The sequence below is a fragment of the Escherichia marmotae genome, from assembly GCF_002900365.1.
GTDB lineage: Bacteria > Pseudomonadota > Gammaproteobacteria > Enterobacterales > Enterobacteriaceae > Escherichia > Escherichia marmotae.
On sequence record NZ_CP025979.1, the window covers coordinates 1,130,640 to 1,148,511 of the forward strand.

Annotated in this window: 17 protein-coding genes and 1 pseudogene; 8 read left to right on the plus strand and 10 right to left on the minus strand. The window is 50.8% G+C overall.

The genetic code is table 11. The features are described from left to right. Positions 1–388 precede the first annotated feature (388 nt). The gene (gene narK, locus C1192_RS06005) at positions 389–1,780 is read right to left on the minus strand and encodes a nitrate transporter NarK (protein ID WP_000019812.1); all 1,392 of its coding nucleotides are present in this window, start codon (positions 1,778–1,780) and stop codon (positions 389–391) included. A gap of 338 nt (positions 1,781–2,118) precedes the next feature. Between narK and narX the strand changes: the two genes are divergently transcribed. After that, entirely contained in the window at positions 2,119–3,915 is a 1,797-nt protein-coding gene (narX, locus tag C1192_RS06015) for a nitrate/nitrite two-component system sensor histidine kinase NarX (protein ID WP_016262059.1), read from the plus strand. Continuing rightward, positions 3,908–4,558 carry a two-component system response regulator NarL gene (gene narL, locus C1192_RS06020; RefSeq protein WP_000070491.1) on the plus strand — a complete coding sequence of 217 codons (651 nt, stop codon included), beginning with the start codon at positions 3,908–3,910 and terminating at the stop codon, positions 4,556–4,558. The genes narX and narL overlap by 8 nt, the downstream gene beginning before the upstream one ends. Here narL and C1192_RS06025 read toward each other — a convergent pair whose 3' ends face one another. Continuing rightward, positions 4,559–5,953 (minus strand): YchO/YchP family invasin, encoded by a 1,395-nt coding sequence (locus C1192_RS06025; protein WP_000087125.1) that lies wholly within the window; start codon positions 5,951–5,953, stop codon positions 4,559–4,561. Between the two features lie 183 nt (positions 5,954–6,136). On the opposite strand from C1192_RS06025, the gene ychN reads away from it, so the two are divergent. Next, positions 6,137–6,490 (plus strand): DsrE/F sulfur relay family protein YchN, encoded by a 354-nt coding sequence (ychN, locus tag C1192_RS06030; protein WP_001169672.1) that lies wholly within the window; start codon positions 6,137–6,139, stop codon positions 6,488–6,490. A 43-nt stretch (positions 6,491–6,533) separates the two neighbouring features. Here ychN and chaC read toward each other — a convergent pair whose 3' ends face one another. After that, a complete protein-coding gene (gene chaC / locus C1192_RS06035) occupies positions 6,534–7,229 on the minus strand; it encodes a glutathione-specific gamma-glutamylcyclotransferase (protein ID WP_001516523.1) in 696 nt (231 codons plus the stop codon). Positions 7,230–7,386: 157 nt separating this feature from the next. Then, positions 7,387–7,617 carry a putative cation transport regulator ChaB gene (gene chaB, locus C1192_RS06040; RefSeq protein WP_038354495.1) on the minus strand — a complete coding sequence of 77 codons (231 nt, stop codon included), beginning with the start codon at positions 7,615–7,617 and terminating at the stop codon, positions 7,387–7,389. A gap of 268 nt (positions 7,618–7,885) precedes the next feature. Here chaB and chaA point away from each other — a divergent pair, with 268 nt between their 5' ends. Together chaA and C1192_RS06050 are read left to right on the plus strand one after the other, a co-directional pair. Next, positions 7,886–8,986, plus strand: coding sequence for a sodium-potassium/proton antiporter ChaA (gene chaA / locus C1192_RS06045; RefSeq protein ID WP_038354496.1), 1,101 nt, complete (start codon positions 7,886–7,888; stop codon positions 8,984–8,986). 408 nt (positions 8,987–9,394) lie between these two features. Beyond that, positions 9,395–9,492: pseudogene (locus C1192_RS06050) on the plus strand (type I toxin-antitoxin system toxin Ldr family protein). 179 nt (positions 9,493–9,671) lie between these two features. Here the strand turns inward: C1192_RS06050 and kdsA are convergent. The 6 genes from kdsA to hemA are packed head-to-tail and all read right to left on the minus strand — an operon-like array spanning position 9,672 to position 14,977. Beyond that, positions 9,672–10,526, minus strand: a complete 855-nt coding sequence (gene kdsA, locus C1192_RS06055) for a 3-deoxy-8-phosphooctulonate synthase (RefSeq protein ID WP_000811071.1) — start codon at positions 10,524–10,526, stop codon at positions 9,672–9,674. 35 nt (positions 10,527–10,561) lie between these two features. Continuing rightward, on the minus strand, positions 10,562–11,371 hold the full coding sequence (sirB1, locus tag C1192_RS06060) for an invasion regulator SirB1 (RefSeq protein ID WP_001257034.1): 810 nt from the start codon (positions 11,369–11,371) through the stop codon (positions 10,562–10,564). 3 nt (positions 11,372–11,374) lie between these two features. After that, positions 11,375–11,767 (minus strand): invasion regulator SirB2, encoded by a 393-nt coding sequence (gene sirB2, locus C1192_RS06065; RefSeq protein ID WP_000200357.1) that lies wholly within the window; start codon positions 11,765–11,767, stop codon positions 11,375–11,377. After that, positions 11,764–12,597, minus strand: a complete 834-nt coding sequence (prmC, locus tag C1192_RS06070; RefSeq protein WP_038354497.1) for a peptide chain release factor N(5)-glutamine methyltransferase — start codon at positions 12,595–12,597, stop codon at positions 11,764–11,766. The genes sirB2 and prmC overlap by 4 nt, the downstream gene beginning before the upstream one ends. Further along, entirely contained in the window at positions 12,597–13,679 is a 1,083-nt protein-coding gene (gene prfA / locus C1192_RS06075; RefSeq protein ID WP_000804714.1) for a peptide chain release factor 1, read from the minus strand. The genes prmC and prfA overlap by 1 nt, the downstream gene beginning before the upstream one ends. A 41-nt stretch (positions 13,680–13,720) precedes the next feature. After that, positions 13,721–14,977, minus strand: a complete 1,257-nt coding sequence (hemA, locus tag C1192_RS06080) for a glutamyl-tRNA reductase (protein WP_001516527.1) — start codon at positions 14,975–14,977, stop codon at positions 13,721–13,723. A 213-nt stretch (positions 14,978–15,190) separates the two neighbouring features. On the opposite strand from hemA, the gene lolB reads away from it, so the two are divergent. From lolB to prs, 3 genes are all read left to right on the plus strand, one after another. After that, on the plus strand, positions 15,191–15,814 hold the full coding sequence (gene lolB, locus C1192_RS06085) for a lipoprotein insertase outer membrane protein LolB (protein WP_016248769.1): 624 nt from the start codon (positions 15,191–15,193) through the stop codon (positions 15,812–15,814). Beyond that, on the plus strand, positions 15,814–16,665 hold the full coding sequence (gene ispE / locus C1192_RS06090; protein ID WP_038354498.1) for a 4-(cytidine 5'-diphospho)-2-C-methyl-D-erythritol kinase: 852 nt from the start codon (positions 15,814–15,816) through the stop codon (positions 16,663–16,665). Before lolB ends, ispE begins: the two co-directional genes overlap by 1 nt. A gap of 150 nt (positions 16,666–16,815) precedes the next feature. Then, positions 16,816–17,763 (plus strand): ribose-phosphate diphosphokinase, encoded by a 948-nt coding sequence (gene prs, locus C1192_RS06100; RefSeq protein WP_001516529.1) that lies wholly within the window; start codon positions 16,816–16,818, stop codon positions 17,761–17,763. Positions 17,764–17,872 lie beyond the last annotated feature (109 nt).

Consider the following 17,872-nt stretch of genomic DNA (forward strand, 5'->3'; position numbering starts at 1 on the left):
TTTTCTCCTGTGGGAGCCTGTCGGCTCTCTGATAAATCGACATTGCTAATGTTTAAAATGAAGGTAACGCTCTGAAACGTCGTGGGAATTGATAACGATCAAGTGTGGAGGGGATGAAAAATAAAGTAATTTCCTAATATACCCCTTTGGGGTAATTAAAATGTTTCACCTAACATATTGTAAGTTAATAACTTTTACATCTAAGCACATTTAAACGCTTCGGATTTTTATACAGGTGGGTATTAAGGAGTATCCCCCATGGATGACATATTAATGATGCTTAATGACGCCGTTGAAATAATTATCCCTCTGAAAGTATGTTGTAACTAAATGACAAATAAAAAAAGCGCGACATTACGCCGCGCAAAGGATAATCAAATATTACGATTTATTTTTTAGAATGCCGACCATATACCACCCAGGTAATTACCACGCAGGCGATATAGAAAATCAAAAATACTTTCATTGCACCGACTGGCGAACCCGTTAATGCCAGTGAGCTACCGAACGCTTTCGGGATAAAGAAGCCACCGATAGCACCAATGGCAGAGATAAAGCCCAGCGCCGCTGCAGTGTCGGTTGCAGCCTCACGCATAGCGCGTTCGTCAGAACCACCTTCTGCTTTCACGCGATCCATCGTCAGTTTACGGAAAATCACGGAAATCATCTGGAAGGTGGAACCACTCCCCAACCCCGCCGTCAGGAACAGCGCGAGGAAGACCGCGAAGAACGCCATGAAACTTCCGCCCTGCCCGTCAGTCGGTAAGGTGAGGAACAGCAGGCCGCTGAAAATCGCCATCAGGACAAAGTTCACCAGCGTTACACGGGTGCCGCCGAGACGGTCAGACAGAGCCCCCCCCGCAGAACGTGCCAGTGCGCCAATAAACGGTCCGAAGAAGGCGTAGTGCAGAATCTGCACATCCGGGAACTGCGTTTTTGACAGCATGGCAAAACCCGCAGAGAAGCCGATGAAGGAGCCGAAAGTAGCCAGATACAGCAAGCTCATAATCCACAGATGACCCCGTTTGAGTACCGGCAACTGCTCCTTGATGGAGGCTTTCGAGGTAGCAAGGTCGTTCATGCCAAACCACGCCGCAATGGTGAAGATGGCGAGGAACGGCACCCATATCCAGGAGGCGTTAGCCAGATACAATTCGCTGCCATCCGGTTGTGTTACGCCCTGGCTACCAAATGCAGCAAAAATCGACAGTGATACCACCAGCGGAGCAACCAACTGCATAACGCTGACGCCCATGTTACCCAGACCACCATTCAGGCCCAGCGCGCCACCCTGTTTCTGCTTCGGAAAGAAGAAGCTGATGTTTGCCATACTGGAAGCGAAGTTCGCGCCAGCAAAGCCGCACAGCAGAGAAATGATGATAAATACGCTGTATGGCGTAGTGGTATCCTGCACGGCAAAACCCAGCCAGACACAAGGAATAATCAGAATACCAGTACTAAACGCCGTCCAGCGACGCCCACCGAAGATTGGAACCATAAAGGAGTATGGCACCCGCAATAATGCGCCAGAAACCGAAGGTAGTGCGGTTAAAAGAAATAGCTGATCGGTCGTAAAATTAAAGCCGACTTTCGGTAAGTTCACCGCGACAGCACTGAATAACATCCATACGCAAAACGCCAGCAGCAGACAGGGAACGGAAATCCACAGGTTGCGGCTGGCAATACGTTGACCGCGTTGTTGCCAGAACGCAGGATCTTCCGGTCGCCAATCTGTAATGACAGCTCCAGTAGCCCTTTCGGGGGCGGATGAGTGACTCATAGACACCTCTGATACTCGTTTCGATGTCTGCCACCTTAGTGGCTGTAGCTAAAGGTAATTTGATATAAATCAAACGACAATATAACTTTATCTATCATTGATATTTATCATTACCCATAGTGAGTACAGAGATTTCATAAAAATTATGAGATTTTTCACGGCGCTGTAAAATCCCTACCCTTACTGATGTAAAACGCCTAACCACACGGCAAATAAGGAGTAACTCTTTCCGGGTATGGGTATACTTCAGCCAATAGCTGAGAATAATGCCATTTCAGAATGTATCATCACATTCATTAAGGTTATTGCTCATTCAAAGCCTGAAGGAAGAGGTTTACATGCTTAAACGTTGTCTCTCTCCGCTCACCCTGGTCAATCAGGTTGCGCTTATTGTTTTGCTTTCTACCGCTATTGGACTGGCGGGGATGGCGGTTTCTGGCTGGCTGGTGCAAGGCGTTCAGGGCAGCGCTCATGCCATCAACAAAGCAGGATCGCTGCGTATGCAAAGTTACCGCCTGCTGGCAGCGGTGCCATTAAGCGAGAAAGACACGCCGTTGCTAAAAGAGATGGAGCAAACCGCCTTTAGCCCAGAATTGAGCCGTGCCGCAGAACGCGACGGGCAACAGGAACAACTAAAAAGTTTGCAGGAGTACTGGCGCAATGAACTCGTTCCAGGACTATTACGTGCGCAAACCAGAGAAACCGTATCGGCAGACGTCAGTCAGTTTGTTGCCGGGCTGGATCAGTTAGTCTCAGGTTTTGATCACACCACTGAAATGCGCATTGAGACGGTAGTGATGGTCCACCGGGTGATGGCGGTGTTTATGACATTGCTCTTGGTCTTCACCATTATCTGGCTGCGAGCGCGACTGCTGCAACCGTGGCGGCAATTGCTGGCGATGGCGAGTGCGGTAAGTCACCGTGATTTTAGCCAGCGGGCACATATCAGCGGTCGCAATGAAATGGCGATGTTAGGAACAGCGCTGAACAATATGTCTGCGGAACTGGCGGAGAGTTATGCCGTACTTGAGCAGCGAGTACGGGAAAAAACCGCCGGTCTGGAACATAAAAATCAGATCCTCTCTTTTTTGTGGCAGGCTAACCGTCGTTTGCATTCTCGCGCCCCGCTGTGTGAACGCCTGTCTCCCGTACTCAACGGCTTACAAAATTTAACCCTACTGCGTGATATCGAACTGCGGGTGTATGACACTGAAGATGAAGAGAACCATCAGGAGTTCACCTGCCAGTCGGATATGACCTGCGACGACAAAGGCTGCCAACTCTGCCCGCGCGGCGTATTACCTGTTGGCGATCGCGGCACGACCCTGAAATGGCGACTGACCGATTCTCATATGCAGTACGGAATTTTGCTGGCGACTCTGCCGCAGGGCCGCCATCTAAGCCATGATCAACAGCAACTGGTGGATACGCTGGTTGAGCAATTAACCGCCACTCTGGCACTGGATCGCCATCAGGAACGCCAGCAGCAGTTGATCGTGATGGAAGAGCGTGCCACCATTGCGCGCGAACTGCATGATTCTATTGCCCAATCTCTCTCTTGCATGAAGATGCAGGTGAGTTGTTTACAGATGCAAGGCGACGCGCTGCCAGAAAGCAGCCGCGACCTGTTAAGCCAGATCCGTAACGAACTGAATGCTTCCTGGGCGCAGTTGCGTGAGCTGCTCACCACATTCCGTTTACAGCTCACCGAACCGGGGTTACGCCCGGCACTGGAAGCAAGTTGTGAAGAATACAGCGCCAAATTTGGCTTTCCGGTGAAGCTGGATTACCAATTGCCACCGCGCCTGGTGCCTTCGCATCAGGCAATCCATCTGTTGCAAATTGCCCGTGAGGCATTAAGTAACGCCCTCAAACATTCGCAAGCGAGCGAGGTCGTGGTAACAGTGGCGCAAAACGATAATCAGGTCAAATTGACCGTCCAGGATAACGGCTGCGGAGTGCCTGAAAATGCCATCCGCAGCAATCACTACGGCATGATAATTATGCGTGACCGTGCGCAAAGTCTGCGTGGCGACTGCCGCGTCCGCCGTCGTGAATCAGGTGGCACCGAAGTGGTGGTCACTTTTATTCCCGAAAAAACTTTCACAGACGTCCAAGGAGATACCCATGAGTAATCAGGAACCGGCTACTATCCTGCTGATCGACGATCACCCGATGCTGCGAACTGGCGTAAAACAGCTTATCAGCATGGCCCCCGATATCACCGTGGTTGGCGAAGCAAGTAATGGCGAGCAGGGTATTGAACTGGCGGAATCTCTCGATCCGGATCTGATTCTGCTTGATCTGAATATGCCCGGCATGAACGGTCTGGAAACGCTGGATAAACTGCGTGAAAAATCTTTATCCGGTCGCATTGTGGTATTCAGCGTCTCTAACCATGAAGAGGACGTGGTCACCGCCCTGAAACGCGGCGCAGATGGCTATCTGTTAAAAGATATGGAGCCGGAAGATCTGTTGAAAGCGTTACATCAGGCTGCTGCTGGCGAAATGGTATTAAGCGAGGCGTTAACCCCCGTTCTGGCCGCCAGCCTGCGTGCTAACCGCGCGACTACTGAACGCGACGTCAACCAGTTAACGCCGCGCGAGCGCGATATTCTGAAGCTGATTGCTCAGGGCTTACCGAATAAGATGATTGCCCGCCGCCTGGACATCACAGAAAGCACGGTAAAAGTACATGTGAAGCACATGCTGAAAAAAATGAAGCTCAAATCTCGTGTGGAAGCCGCGGTATGGGTGCATCAGGAACGTATTTTCTGATTATGGTTCCCAGCGCAGTTCGTCCTTTGCCATCGCATCGAAAGGTTCGGCAAGCGTTAGCGTGATCTCATTGGAGGAGACACGCTGTCCCTGGTTATCTTCCACCACCACCGACAATCGCCAGTGATTGCTCGCCCCTTCCCCGCTCTGCCAGTCCGGCATGATCAGCGTCCAGCCATCCGTACTGTTGGCAGTTGCTCCCGACGTCAGACTTAACATCTGCGTATCTCCCTGCCAGATCAATTGGCGAATACCGTAACGACTGTGGATTTGTAATTTCAGCGGTACAGATTCGCCGGGTTTAAGATCCCAGGGCGGCGTCGCCAGAAACACCGTTAAAGTTTTACGCTGATGATACTCAATAACCGGCAAATTATTTCGCTGCGGATTGTCATAGCGACTACCGCGCAGCGACTGACTTTCCGCAACTTCACCAGCAGACAGTTGTTTATTGAGCGGCACGCCAAAACGGTAGTTAATATTCAGTCCGAGGTTATTTTGGCGTTCTCCACTTTCGCCTTGTTTATGCTGGGCGGTCACTGTGACGAGTGGCACAGGTGTGTAATTTAGCCCCAGACTCAAGGCAACTGGATTGTGATACCCCGTGCCAGAGTTAAACAGATCAACACTCTGGCCAAAATATTGTTCGACGCTGACGCTGGTGTTGATATGTTGGTAAAACGGCATTCGCATTCGGGCGGTCAGATCGTAACCGCGCGCCATACGTTGCTCAAGCGAAGCTGTCTGTTCACGCCATGAGGCAAAAGGCTGATAATAATTTGCCGACAGGCGCAGATATTCTCCCCAGGCTTCAGCGCCAAAGCCTGCCCGCTGAAGATTTTCATCCAACAAGTTGTCATAAAACGTGTTGTATCCCATCAACCACGAGCCATGCTTCCAGCGTTGACCCACGCCAAGATTACTTACCAGACCATCGTCCTGCTGGGTCAGTCCAACCTGGCTCCATGTGAGATAGCGCTCGTTATCCAGCAACGGTACAAACCAGCTTCCCCGACTTCCGGTGAAATGTCCTTCGTTATCCACTTTGACGTCAACACTGGCGTTCCCCCACGGCGAAAGCCAGGATTCTACATGCTGATTAACCTGCTGGCTAAGCGCATCACGGACTTTTCCCAGCGCAAAGGCTTTCGCTTGTTCGCCTGTATCCTGACCGTTATCAGTCATACTGGTTTCACCAAAATCTTTCACAATTTCAGCGAAGTGTTTTTCACCGTCATGATTTTCCGGTGCCATTCCTAAATCCGGCAGACCATCATTATCGTTATCAAAAGGATTTGCCGATTGCTGCTCAAAGGATGGCTGTGCATCAGCCATACCGCCTGCCAGCAGCAAGAGTAAAAAAAGCGGGATAACACGAAAGACGATACGGCTCAAAACGTCAGTAGTTTCCGATAAAAATGAACACTCATTACTTTATAGAATAACGATTACTGGTAACTTTTCTCGTACTTTCTCACGCTTTATGGAAAATCCTAAAAATGCGGCAAATTGGTCAGACAGCACAAAAACAGTAAGATATAAATAGAAAGTCTAATTCTCTGAATACAGGAGTGAATAATGCAAAAAATCGTGATCGTTGCCAATGGAGCCCCCTACGGGAGTGAATCCTTATTTAACAGCCTGCGGCTGGCCATTGCGCTACGAGAGCAGAAGAGCGACCTGGATCTGCGTCTGTTTCTGATGTCTGATGCGGTCACTGCCGGATTGCGCGGACAAAAACCAGGGGAAGGCTACAATATTCAGCAAATGCTGGAGATCCTCACGGCGCAAAATGTACCCGTGAAACTGTGCAAGACCTGCACCGATGGTCGCGGCATCAGCCCACTTCCGCTGATTGACGGGGTTGAAATTGGCACTCTGGTCGAACTGGCGCAATGGACGCTGGCAGCCGATAAAGTGCTCACATTTTAATGTCTGGCGGGGCGTCCGACGCCCCACTATGACAGATGTTTCATCAGGCAAATCCTGGCCGTAACACACCATCCGGAAAATTATCCGCCAGCAGTTTTTTCACCGACACCAGCAAATCATTTAACCCGTCATCTTGCATCCCCAGCTTGATAAGCTCTTGTTCCAGTGAAAACAGGTATTGTGCGTTGGTTCCCAGCGGACCGCTCGCTGACGCAATCAACGGCGCGATGACCTGAGCACGAGTGTCGGATTCATATTCTGGATGCCGTGGATCCATAATAAATACCAGTGCGTTTACTGTGCGCCCGTCATCAAGATCAAGCTGGCACCAGGTTGGCAGATAACAGCCAGTAATCATCTCCCGCTTCCACAGCAAAGTCAGTTCCTGCTCGAGCGACCCTTCCGGTAAGCGATACGCCACCCCTGTGGTGCGACCGCCCTCTTTCAGGGCAAGCATCCGTCCCGGCTGGTGCACTGTCCCGCGCCCCGCGGTCAGACGCAGGCAAAACGCCCGGTGCCACCCAACCAGCGTACCGGTACACGACTCGATAAACTCCAGCGCCGGATTCCACATCAGCGACCCATAGCCGAAGATCCACACCGGTCCGTTATCAGGACGGCAAGCCAGCGTCGCCGCCAGCGAGGCCGCCCGTTGTTCTGCTGACCATAAGAGTGATTCTTCAATGGCACCAAATGCCGTTTTACAATCGGCATTCATTAAGAAATCACGCGTTATCACCTTATACCTCCGCCACTGCATACTTCCTTGCGACAACTTATTGGTGTCTTCCGGACATTTTTACTGCTCATTTTGAAACCACTCTCGGGACAATATGCATTTCTCAGACCACTTGCAAGGCGACGCCGCACGAATAGCTTTAGTTCATCTCTGGGGATTACTCTTTTTTATGCCATTTATCATCATCCCCTTTGGCATATTCATGTTTCACTGCGGACCAGGCCACTTTATGCGCTGTCTCTTCACGACTGGCGTCATCACGCCGATCTTCTTTATTTTTATATTGATCCCAGGCGCTGTTGAATGCCTCTTTATAGATATCCTGGGCATGAGACGGTAGAACGCGTTTTACATTTTCTGGCAGATCGCTTTTTGTTTTATACGGCATTATTGACTCCTTTTTAAAGGTGAACTTTAAGTGTGGTCAACAATACCCACGCTTGCCAGCGTATAAGAATTCCCACGTTAGAATCTTCTTAAGAGACGCTAATACAAACATTGGCTAAACGCGTTGATTATTTTTATCCCCCAAAGAGTAAAAAAGCGGCAGCGGGGTAAAATTTCGTAAAATGTTACCGATATCCAGACACTTTCTGTTATTTTTTCCACCGATTTATTACATTTCCGACAAATTCATCTGCAAAGGGATAACCATAATGACAAATGCTCACGAGGCGGTAAAAACCCGCCACAAGGAGACCTCGCTTATTTTCCCGGTTCTGGCGCTGGTGGTGCTGTTCCTGTGGGGAAGCGCTCAGACACTACCAGTGGTCATTGCCATCAACCTTCTTGCGCTTATTGGTATTTTAAGCAGTGCCTTTAGTGTTGTCCGTCATGCTGACGTATTAGCGCATCGCCTGGGTGAACCTTATGGTTCTCTTATTCTTAGCCTTTCCGTGGTTATTCTTGAAGTCAGTCTGATCTCAGCCTTAATGGCGACCGGCGATGCCGCGCCGACGTTAATGCGAGATACGCTCTATTCAATCATTATGATTGTTACCGGTGGGCTGGTTGGTTTTTCATTACTGTTGGGCGGACGCAAATTTGCCACCCAATATATGAATCTGTTTGGTATTAAACAGTATTTGATCGCCCTGTTTCCGCTGGCAATTATTGTGCTGGTATTCCCGATGGCTCTGCCTGCGGCGAATTTCTCAACCGGTCAGGCGTTACTGGTGGCTTTAATTTCCGCGGCAATGTACGGCGTATTTTTGCTGATTCAGACCAAAACGCACCAGAGTCTGTTTGTCTATGAGCACGAGGATGACAGCGATGATGACGATCCGCACCACGGCAAACCGTCTGCCCATAGCAGTCTGTGGCATGCTGTCTGGTTGATTATCCATCTGATAGCGGTGATTGCAGTCACCAAAATGAACGCCAGCCCACTGGAAACGCTCCTCACCAGCATGAATGCCCCGGTGGCCTTTACCGGTTTCATGGTGGCACTGTTGATTCTTTCGCCGGAAGGTTTAGGGGCGTTAAAAGCCGTATTAAACAACCAGGTCCAGCGTGCGATGAATCTGTTCTTTGGTTCGGTATTAGCGACAATTTCGCTGACCGTACCTGTCGTGACGCTGATCGCCTTTCTGACGGGCAACGAATTGCAGTTTGCTCTTGGTGCACCGGAGATGGTGGTGATGGTGGCCTCTTTAGTACTGTGTCATATCTCATTCTCCACCGGGCGTACTAACGTCCTCAACGGCGCAGCGCATCTGGCTCTGTTTGCCGCCTATTTGATGACGATATTTGCCTGACATTGATATCTCCCCTGATGACAGAGATCGGGGGAGATAAGAAAAATCCCTCCGAGTTTCATCTCTTTTGACCTTCCTGAGTAATTCATTAATCAGAATTGCGAGCCTGTGCCACCGCTTGCACGAAATCACTGCAACAGTTGGTGAAAATCCGGAATGTACTCTTCATTACGAACGTTTCAGGGGTGAAGTAAAGAAAACTTGAAGTGTAGTATCCACGCCAAGCCGGAGTTATCCGGTGAGGCGCAATGTTGTGGGGGCTTTATCCCTGGCGGCATTGGTTGCTGGAAAGAGAAAACCCCCGCACGTTGAGAGGTCAAACCTGACAACAGAACGGGGGCTAATCTTGAAACCAGACACTTCAAGAATAGCCGCAAAACGTTGTCATTACAACAAAAAGGCGGCTATATGACGCTCGCGCAGTTTGCCATAACTTTCTGGCAGCACCGATCCTTGCGGGAATTATCACCGCAGCGATTGTCGGCTGGTGGCGTAACCGGAAATAAGGTGAAGACGGGTGTCAGGCTGCCGTGATGGCAATATGCGCCCGAAACCGGCCGCAGGAGTAACAACCTGCGGCCTTTTTTGTATCCTTTGGCCATAAAAAACTGCACCTTAATCAGTTGGGTGTCCAACTTTTGGGGTGCAGCCAAAACGCTAAGACTTTTGTTTTTAAGCAAAAAGATTACTTGCTGGTATCGAGTTCTTCGAAACCTTTAACCAGCTCATCAATTGCTTTCATCTGCTTGAGGAATGGTTCCAGTTTCGCCAGCGGCAGCGCGGATGGACCATCGCATTTCGCATGTTCCGGATCCGGATGCGCTTCAATAAACAAACCAGCCAGACCTACTGCCATACCGGCACGTGCCAGTTCGGCCACCTGGGCACGACGACCACCGGAAGCTGCACCAAACGGATCGCGGCATTGCAGTGCGTGGGTAACGTCGAAAATTACCGGCGAGTTGCCAGACACTTTCTTCATTACGCTGAAGCCCAGCATATCGACAACCAGGTTGTCATAACCGAAGTTAGCGCCACGATCGCAAAGAATAACTTTTTCGTTGCCGCCTTCTTTGAATTTATCAACGATGTTACCCATCTGGCCTGGGCTGACAAACTGTGGTTTCTTGACGTTAATTACCGCACCAGTTTTCGCCATGGCTTCCACCAGATCGGTCTGGCGAGCAAGAAACGCCGGTAGCTGAATCACATCCACAACATCAGCAACAGGCTGTGCCTGGCTTGGCTCGTGAACGTCGGTGATAATTTTTACGCCAAAAGTTTGCTTCAGCTCCTGGAAGATTTTCATCCCTTCTTCCAGGCCCGGCCCACGATAAGAGTGGATGGAGGAGCGGTTGGCTTTGTCAAAAGAGGCTTTGAACACGTAAGGGATACCCAATTTCTGGGTTACGGTTACGTAGTGCTCGCAAATGCGCATCGCCAGATCGCGGGATTCCAGCACGTTCATACCGCCAAACAGCACGAACGGCAGGTCATTTGCTACGTTGATGTCGCCAATGCTAACCACTTTTTGTTTCATAGGATCGCCTTAATCTTAAGTAAAATGTCGATTAATTAATGCAGCACAATATGTTTATGCGCGATGTTATTAATTTGCGCACGGATCATTTCGCTGATCGGGTCTTCCGGACACTGTTCAACGAAATAACTTAAATCATTCAACGCAACGTGTTCGCAATCCAGTTGCGCGTAAATCAACCCGCGATCGCGAATTTCATACGGATCTTCCGGGTTGAACTGTAACAAGGCTTCGCTGGTGCGTAATGCAAGTTCCATCTGGTTTTCTTCCATCAGTGATGCTTTCAGCGTATCCAACAGCTTGCGGATAACCTCAATGTTATCTGCTTCATCCAGGTCTTCATAAAACAGTTCCGCAGATGGGCTGATATTTCCCTTTAACCATATATCCAGCATATGTTCGCTTAACGATTCACCGTTAAAAGGGTTAATCAGCCAAATTTCGCCATCCGAACATTCAATGCGCAAAATAAGCTGCGTCGGGAAAATCACCGGCAGTAGCGGCAAATCGAGACGATTAGCGACCCACAACAAAATGGCACCTAACGATACCGCACTGCCCTGCCTGTTCTTCAACACATGGTCAAGCCATAAAGCATCGGAGAGGCGATAAACACCGCGTGAGGCTTTAAACCCCCATTCGCCGTAAAACAGCGCGATCAATTTTTCCAACTGCTCTTCTAAAGGTAGAAGCTGGTTAATTTCTTCCTTCGCCAGACTAACGAGACGCTCCAGTTCGTCGTATACATCTTGCGAGGGAAAATCGCGGCGGATTGCTTCGCAAGCCAGGATCATGCCTTCGCACAGCGGCGCTTTATTAAATTCGAAATCAGCTAACGATCTCATGACTTACCCCAGTAACGGTACTTTTGTGGTGGCGAGTTTAATGATGATGTACAGCACCACCAGCGCCAGCGGGAAGGTAATAATGCGCACCTGCTGACTGTGCACCCGACGGTAATCGAGAGCAATAAAACCCAAAACGATATAAATGATAACTCCAAACAGCTTTTCAGTCAGCCATTGTGCCTGCCCGGAAAATGGCAGGATGTGCGCTTTAGCCATCAGCGCAACGCCGCTAAACAATAACACTGTATCAATAACTGGCGGCAATACTCGCGTCCAGCGAGCAAATGCCAGTGAATGCTCCTGGTAGCGTAACCAAAAACGCAGGGCTAAAAAGCCGACAGAAAGCACGATACTGATGAGATGAACGCAAAGCAGCGTGTTGAAACTTGTCATCGATAATAGCGACCAAGCGTCACGCGCTCGTTATCACCGTAGTCACGACAGGTTTCGACATCACGATAACCCGCCTGCATAAATGCCTGCCGCACCACTTCGCCCTGCTGCCAGCCATGTTCCAGAAGCAGAAATCCGCCGGATGCGAGTGCATTACGCGACTGTTCGATGATGTGAACGATATCAGCCATACCGCTGTCTGCCGCAACCAGCGCCGACAACGGCTCAAAGCGGACATCGCCTTGTTGAAGATGTGGATCCTGCTCGTCGATATACGGTGGATTGCTAACAATCATCGCAAACTGCTGCTCGTCAAGTGCACTAAACCAGTCGCTTTGCAGGATATGGATATTTTTAATCGCCAGATGCTGTGCATTGCGCTTTGCAAGGGCAACTGCATCAGGCATTCGGTCAACCGCCGTAACATCACAATCCGGGCGTTCACTGGCCAATGCCAGGGCTATCGCCCCGGTGCCAGTACCAAGATCGAGAATGCGACAAGGCCGTTCAGGCAAGCGTGTCAGCGCCTGTTCTACCAGACATTCGGTGTCCGGACGAGGAATCAAAGTCGCTGGCGAAACAAACAACGGCAACGACCAGAATTCACGCACACCGGTTAAATGAGCAACGGGTTCACCGGCGCGACGACGCGCCAGCAGCGCGTCGAGTTGCTCTCGTTGCTCGTCAGTCAGGTGCGTTTCACCAAAGGCGAGAATGTAAGTGCGTCCCTTGCCGGTAACATGTTCCAACAAAATTTCAGCATCGCGCCGCGGGCTTTCACTCGCCTGAAGTTGGTTTATTGCTTCGCGCAACCATTGTTGATATTCCATTATTCTTGCTCGGACAACGCCGCAAGTTGGTCAGCCTGATGTTCCTGAATAATCGGTTCAATCAGCATATCCAGCTTACCTTCCATCACTTCATCCAGACGGTAGAGCGTCAGGTTGATACGGTGATCGGTGACGCGCCCCTGTGGGAAGTTATAGGTACGGTTACGGTCGCTGCGATCGCCACTCCCCAGCAGGTTACGGCGGGTCGAGGCTTCCGCCTGCTGGCGTTTTGCCATTTCCGCCGCATGGATGCGAGCACCGAGCACTGAAAGCGCCTTCGCTTTGTTTTTATGCTGTGAACGTTCATCCTGACATTCAACAACGATGCCGGTCGGCAAGTGGGTAATACGGATTGCCGAATCGGTGGTGTTAACGTGCTGACCTCCCGCTCCTGAAGAGCGGAAAGTATCAATGCGCAAATCCGCCGGGTTGATATCTGGCAGTTCCGCTTCTGGCAGTTCCGGCATTACAGCAACGGTACAAGCAGAAGTATGGATCCGCCCCTGCGATTCCGTGGCAGGGACACGCTGCACGCGATGACCACCGGATTCAAATTTCAACCGACCATACACACCATCGCCGCTGATTTTAGCAATGATCTCTTTATAACCACCATGTTCACCCTCACTGGCGCTCATGATTTCCACACGCCAGCGACGGGTTTCCGCGTAGCGGCTGTACATGCGGAACAGATCGCCAGCAAACAGCGCGGCTTCATCGCCGCCGGTTCCGGCGCGCACTTCGAGGAAGGCGTTGCGTTCGTCATCAGGATCTTTTGGCAGCAAAAGAACCTGAAGTTGTTGTTCCAGTTGCTCGCTTTTCTCTTTCGCTTCGCGCAGTTCATCCTGCGCCATCTCACGCATTTCTGGATCGTCGAGCATCATCTGTGCGGTTTCGATATCTTCCTGCACTTGTTGCCAGTCGGTGAAACAGCGCGAAACATCACTTAACTGCGCATATTCACGAGATAATGCGCGAAAACGATCCTGGTCAGCGATGGTTTGCGCATCACCCAGCAATGCCTGAACTTCTTCATGGCGTTCATGCAGGGCTTCCAGTTTGGCAACGATAGAAGGCTTCATAGGCGTAAATGCACCCTGTAAAAAAAGAAAATGATGTACTGCTACTCCAGCCCGAGGCTGTCGCGCAGAATATTCAGGCGTTCGTTATCCCCGTCACGGGCGGCCTGTTGGAGTGATTTCGTTGGCGCATGGATCAGGCGGTTAGTCAGTTTCCATGCCAGATCCTGCATAATGGCTTGCGCGTCGCCGCCTTGTTCAAGAGCCGCTAACGCTTTGGCGGTTAACTCATCGCGAACCTGCTCTGCCTGACTGCGATAATCGCGAATGGTTTCACTGGCGCTTTGTGCACGCAGCCACGCCATAAATTCGCTGGCTTCCTGAGCGACGATGGTTTCCGCCTCCACGGCGGCAGCTTTACGCTGTGCCAGATTGTGCGAAATGATGCTTTGCAGATCATCAACGCTGTAAAGGTAGGCGTTCGCCAGTTTGCCGACTTCCGGCTCGACATCGCGCGGAACGGCAATATCCACCAGCAGCATCGGTTGATTGCGACGGCTTTTTAATGCGCGCTCTACCATGCCTTTACCGATGATCGGCAATGGGCTGGCGGTAGAACTAATGATGATATCGGCTTCACGCAGACGTTCATCGATGTCGCTCAATGCAATCACTTCCGCGCCAACTTCATCTGCCAAAATTTGTGCTCGTTCGCGAGTACGGTTGGCGATAATCATCTTCTGCACTTTATGTTCGCGCAGATGACGTGCCACCAGCTCAATAGTTTCGCCCGCCCCCACCAGTAATACCGTCACCGTAGAGAGTGATTCAAAGATCTGTCGCGCCAGTGTACAAGCCGCAAAAGCGACAGACACGGCACTGGCACCAATATCTGTTTCGGTACGAACGCGTTTCGCTACAGAAAAAGATTTCTGGAACATGCGCTCCAGTTCGCTCGCCTTCATATGGCCTTTTTGCGAATCGGCAAACGCTTTTTTCACCTGGCCGAGAATTTGCGGCTCGCCCAGAACCAGTGAATCCAGACCACTGGCGACACGCATTAAGTGGCTAACCGCATCGTTATCCTGATGCCAGTAGAGGCTATTACGCAGATCTTCTTCATTAAGATTATGGTAATCGCACAACCAGCGAATAAGCGCCTCTTGCAGGTTATCCTGTTCTTCAACGCTAAGATAAAGTTCTGTGCGGTTACACGTCGACAGCACCACGCCGCCCTGCACCATCGGCTGCGCGAGCAGACTGTCCAGCGCCTGATCGAGCTTATCCGGCGAAAACGATACACGTTCTCGCAGCGATACAGGTGCCGTTTTATGGTTGATACCGAGTGCTAAAAGGGTCATGTCTGCGGGAAATAATACCAACGTTGATATGGTTAGTCTGCTCGCATCATACAGGATGCGCGGGATCAATAAAAGAGAGCGCCCCCTTTTGGAGTAATTGCCGAAACCCGTTAGATTCTGGCAATTAAGACAACTTGAACATAGACGATAGCGGACGGTAACGCTAGCATTAAGGGTTATAACTGCAACGTATCTCAAGGACTTGTCATCATTATGCCCCTGCCCGATTTTCGTCTTATCCACCTGCTACCGCTGGCAGCCCTCGTGCTCACTGCCTGTTCCGTTACCACGCCCAAAGGTCCAGGCAAAAGCCCGGATTCGCCACAGTGGCGTCAGCATCAGCAAGACGTTCGTAATCTTAATCAGTATCAGACTCGCGGTGCGTTTGCTTATATTTCCGATCAACAGAAAGTCTACGCCCGCTTTTTCTGGCAGCAAACCGGTCAGGATCGTTACCGTCTGCTGCTGACTAACCCATTGGGCAGCACCGAGCTGGAGCTGAATGCGCAACCAGGTAACGTGCAGTTAGTGGATAACAAAGGCCAGCGCTACACCGCTGATGATGCCGAAGAGATGATAGGCAAATTGACCGGGATGCCAATACCGCTCAATAGTCTGCGTCAGTGGATTTTAGGTTTGCCGGGAGACGCGACCGACTACAAACTGGACGATCAATATCGCCTGAGTGAAATCACCTACAGCCAGAACGGCAAAAACTGGAAAGTGGTATACGGTGGTTATGACACTAAAACGCAACCAGCGATGCCTGCCAATATGGAGCTCACCGACGGCGGTCAGCGCATCAAGTTAAAAATGGATAACTGGATAGTGAAATAATGCGGACTCAGTGGCCTTCTCCGGCAAAACTTAATCTGTTTTTATACATTACCGGTCAGCGTGCGGACGGCTACCACACGTTGCAAACGCTGTTTCAGTTTCTTGATTACGGCGACACCATCAACATTGAACTTTGTGACGATGGGGAAATTCGCCTGTTAACGCCCGTTGAAGGCGTGGAAAACGAAGATAACCTGATTGTTCGCGCGGCACGCTTGCTGATGAAAACAGCAGCCGCCAGCGGGCGTCTTCCGGCGGGAAGCGGTGCAGATATCAGTATTGACAAGCGTTTGCCGATGGGCGGCGGTCTGGGCGGCGGTTCATCCAATGCCGCGACTGTTCTGGTGGCGTTAAATCATCTCTGGCAATGTGGACTCAGCATCGAGGAGCTGGCGAAAATGGGGCTGACGCTGGGCGCTGATGTGCCTGTCTTTGTGCGTGGTCATGCTGCTTTTGCCGAAGGCGTTGGCGAAATATTAACACCGGTGGATCCGCCAGAAAAATGGTATCTGGTAACGCACCCTGGTGTGAGTATTCCGACACCGGTAATTTTTAAAGATCCCGAACTCCCGCGCAACACGCCGAAAAGGTCAATAGAAACGTTGCTAAAATGTGAATTTAGCAATGATTGCGAGGTTATCGCAAGAAAACGTTTTCGCGAGGTTGATGCGGTGCTTTCCTGGCTGTTAGAATACGCCCCGTCGCGCCTGACTGGGACAGGGGCCTGTGTCTTTGCTGAATTTGATACAGAGTCTGAAGCCCGCCAGGTGCTAGAGCAAGCCCCGGAATGGCTCAATGGCTTTGTGGCGAAAGGCGTCAACCTTTCCCCATTGCACAGAGCCATGCTTTAAGCCGGGCAAGCTGAGTTTCGGTGACAACGTCACCTTGTTCCAGACGTTGCATCGCGCTCTTTAATACACCGCCTGGAAAGAATATTGCCTGGCCCGCACAGTTTTCGGCAGATTCTTTCCACCAATGGACGCATGCCTGAGGTTCTTCTCGTGCCTGATATGAAGCTTTTTGCTGGTAACGCCACCCCGGAACTAGCACAACGTATTGCCAACCGCCTGTACACTTCACTCGGCGACGCCGCTGTAGGTCGCTTTAGCGACGGCGAAGTCAGCGTACAAATCAACGAAAATGTACGCGGTGGTGATATTTTCATCATCCAGTCCACTTGTGCCCCTACTAACGACAACCTGATGGAATTAGTCGTTATGGTTGATGCCCTGCGTCGTGCTTCCGCAGGTCGTATCACCGCTGTTATCCCCTACTTTGGCTATGCGCGCCAGGACCGTCGCGTCCGTTCCGCTCGTGTACCAATCACTGCGAAAGTGGTTGCAGACTTCCTCTCCAGCGTCGGTGTTGACCGTGTGCTGACAGTGGATCTGCACGCTGAACAGATTCAGGGTTTCTTCGACGTTCCGGTTGATAACGTATTTGGTAGCCCGATCCTGCTGGAAGACATGCTGCAGCTGAATCTGGATAACCCGATTGTTGTTTCTCCGGACATCGGCGGCGTTGTGCGTGCCCGCGCTATCGCTAAGCTGTTGAACGATACCGATATGGCAATCATCGATAAACGTCGTCCGCGTGCGAACGTTTCCCAGGTGATGCATATCATCGGTGACGTTGCAGGTCGTGACTGCGTACTGGTCGATGACATGATCGACACTGGCGGTACGCTGTGTAAAGCTGCTGAAGCGCTGAAAGAACGTGGTGCTAAACGTGTATTTGCGTATGCGACTCACCCGATCTTCTCTGGCAACGCGGCGAACAACCTGCGTAACTCTGTAATTGATGAAGTCGTTGTCTGCGATACTATTCCGCTGAGCGATGAAATCAAATTACTGCCGAACGTGCGTACTCTGACCCTGTCAGGTATGCTGGCCGAAGCGATTCGTCGTATCAGCAACGAAGAATCGATCTCTGCTATGTTCGAACATTAATCGAACCCGGCTCAAAGACCCGCTGCGGCGGGTTTTTTTGTCTGTAATATCCATTTGTATGACCTATGCCTCCTTCACCTGCCATTTAGTTGACAGATGATGCGCTCAC

Bases quoted from the DNA above. Each gene is read 5' to 3' on its own strand.
- hemA (WP_001516527.1), bottom strand. From the start codon at position 14,977: ATGACCCTTTTAGCACTCGGTATCAACCATAAAACGGCACCTGTATCG.
- chaA (WP_038354496.1), top strand. From the start codon at position 7,886: ATGACAAATGCTCACGAGGCGGTAAAAACCCGCCACAAGGAGACCTCG.
- prfA (WP_000804714.1), bottom strand. From the start codon at position 13,679: ATGAAGCCTTCTATCGTTGCCAAACTGGAAGCCCTGCATGAACGCCAT.
- sirB2 (WP_000200357.1), bottom strand. From the start codon at position 11,767: ATGACAAGTTTCAACACGCTGCTTTGCGTTCATCTCATCAGTATCGTG.
- lolB (WP_016248769.1), top strand. From the start codon at position 15,191: ATGCCCCTGCCCGATTTTCGTCTTATCCACCTGCTACCGCTGGCAGCC.
- chaB (WP_038354495.1), bottom strand. From the start codon at position 7,617: ATGCCGTATAAAACAAAAAGCGATCTGCCAGAAAATGTAAAACGCGTT.
- ychN (WP_001169672.1), top strand. From the start codon at position 6,137: ATGCAAAAAATCGTGATCGTTGCCAATGGAGCCCCCTACGGGAGTGAA.
- ispE (WP_038354498.1), top strand. From the start codon at position 15,814: ATGCGGACTCAGTGGCCTTCTCCGGCAAAACTTAATCTGTTTTTATAC.
- narX (WP_016262059.1), top strand. From the start codon at position 2,119: ATGCTTAAACGTTGTCTCTCTCCGCTCACCCTGGTCAATCAGGTTGCG.
- kdsA (WP_000811071.1), bottom strand. From the start codon at position 10,526: ATGAAACAAAAAGTGGTTAGCATTGGCGACATCAACGTAGCAAATGAC.
- prmC (WP_038354497.1), bottom strand. From the start codon at position 12,597: ATGGAATATCAACAATGGTTGCGCGAAGCAATAAACCAACTTCAGGCG.
- sirB1 (WP_001257034.1), bottom strand. From the start codon at position 11,371: ATGAGATCGTTAGCTGATTTCGAATTTAATAAAGCGCCGCTGTGCGAA.
- narL (WP_000070491.1), top strand. From the start codon at position 3,908: ATGAGTAATCAGGAACCGGCTACTATCCTGCTGATCGACGATCACCCG.
- narK (WP_000019812.1), bottom strand. From the start codon at position 1,780: ATGAGTCACTCATCCGCCCCCGAAAGGGCTACTGGAGCTGTCATTACA.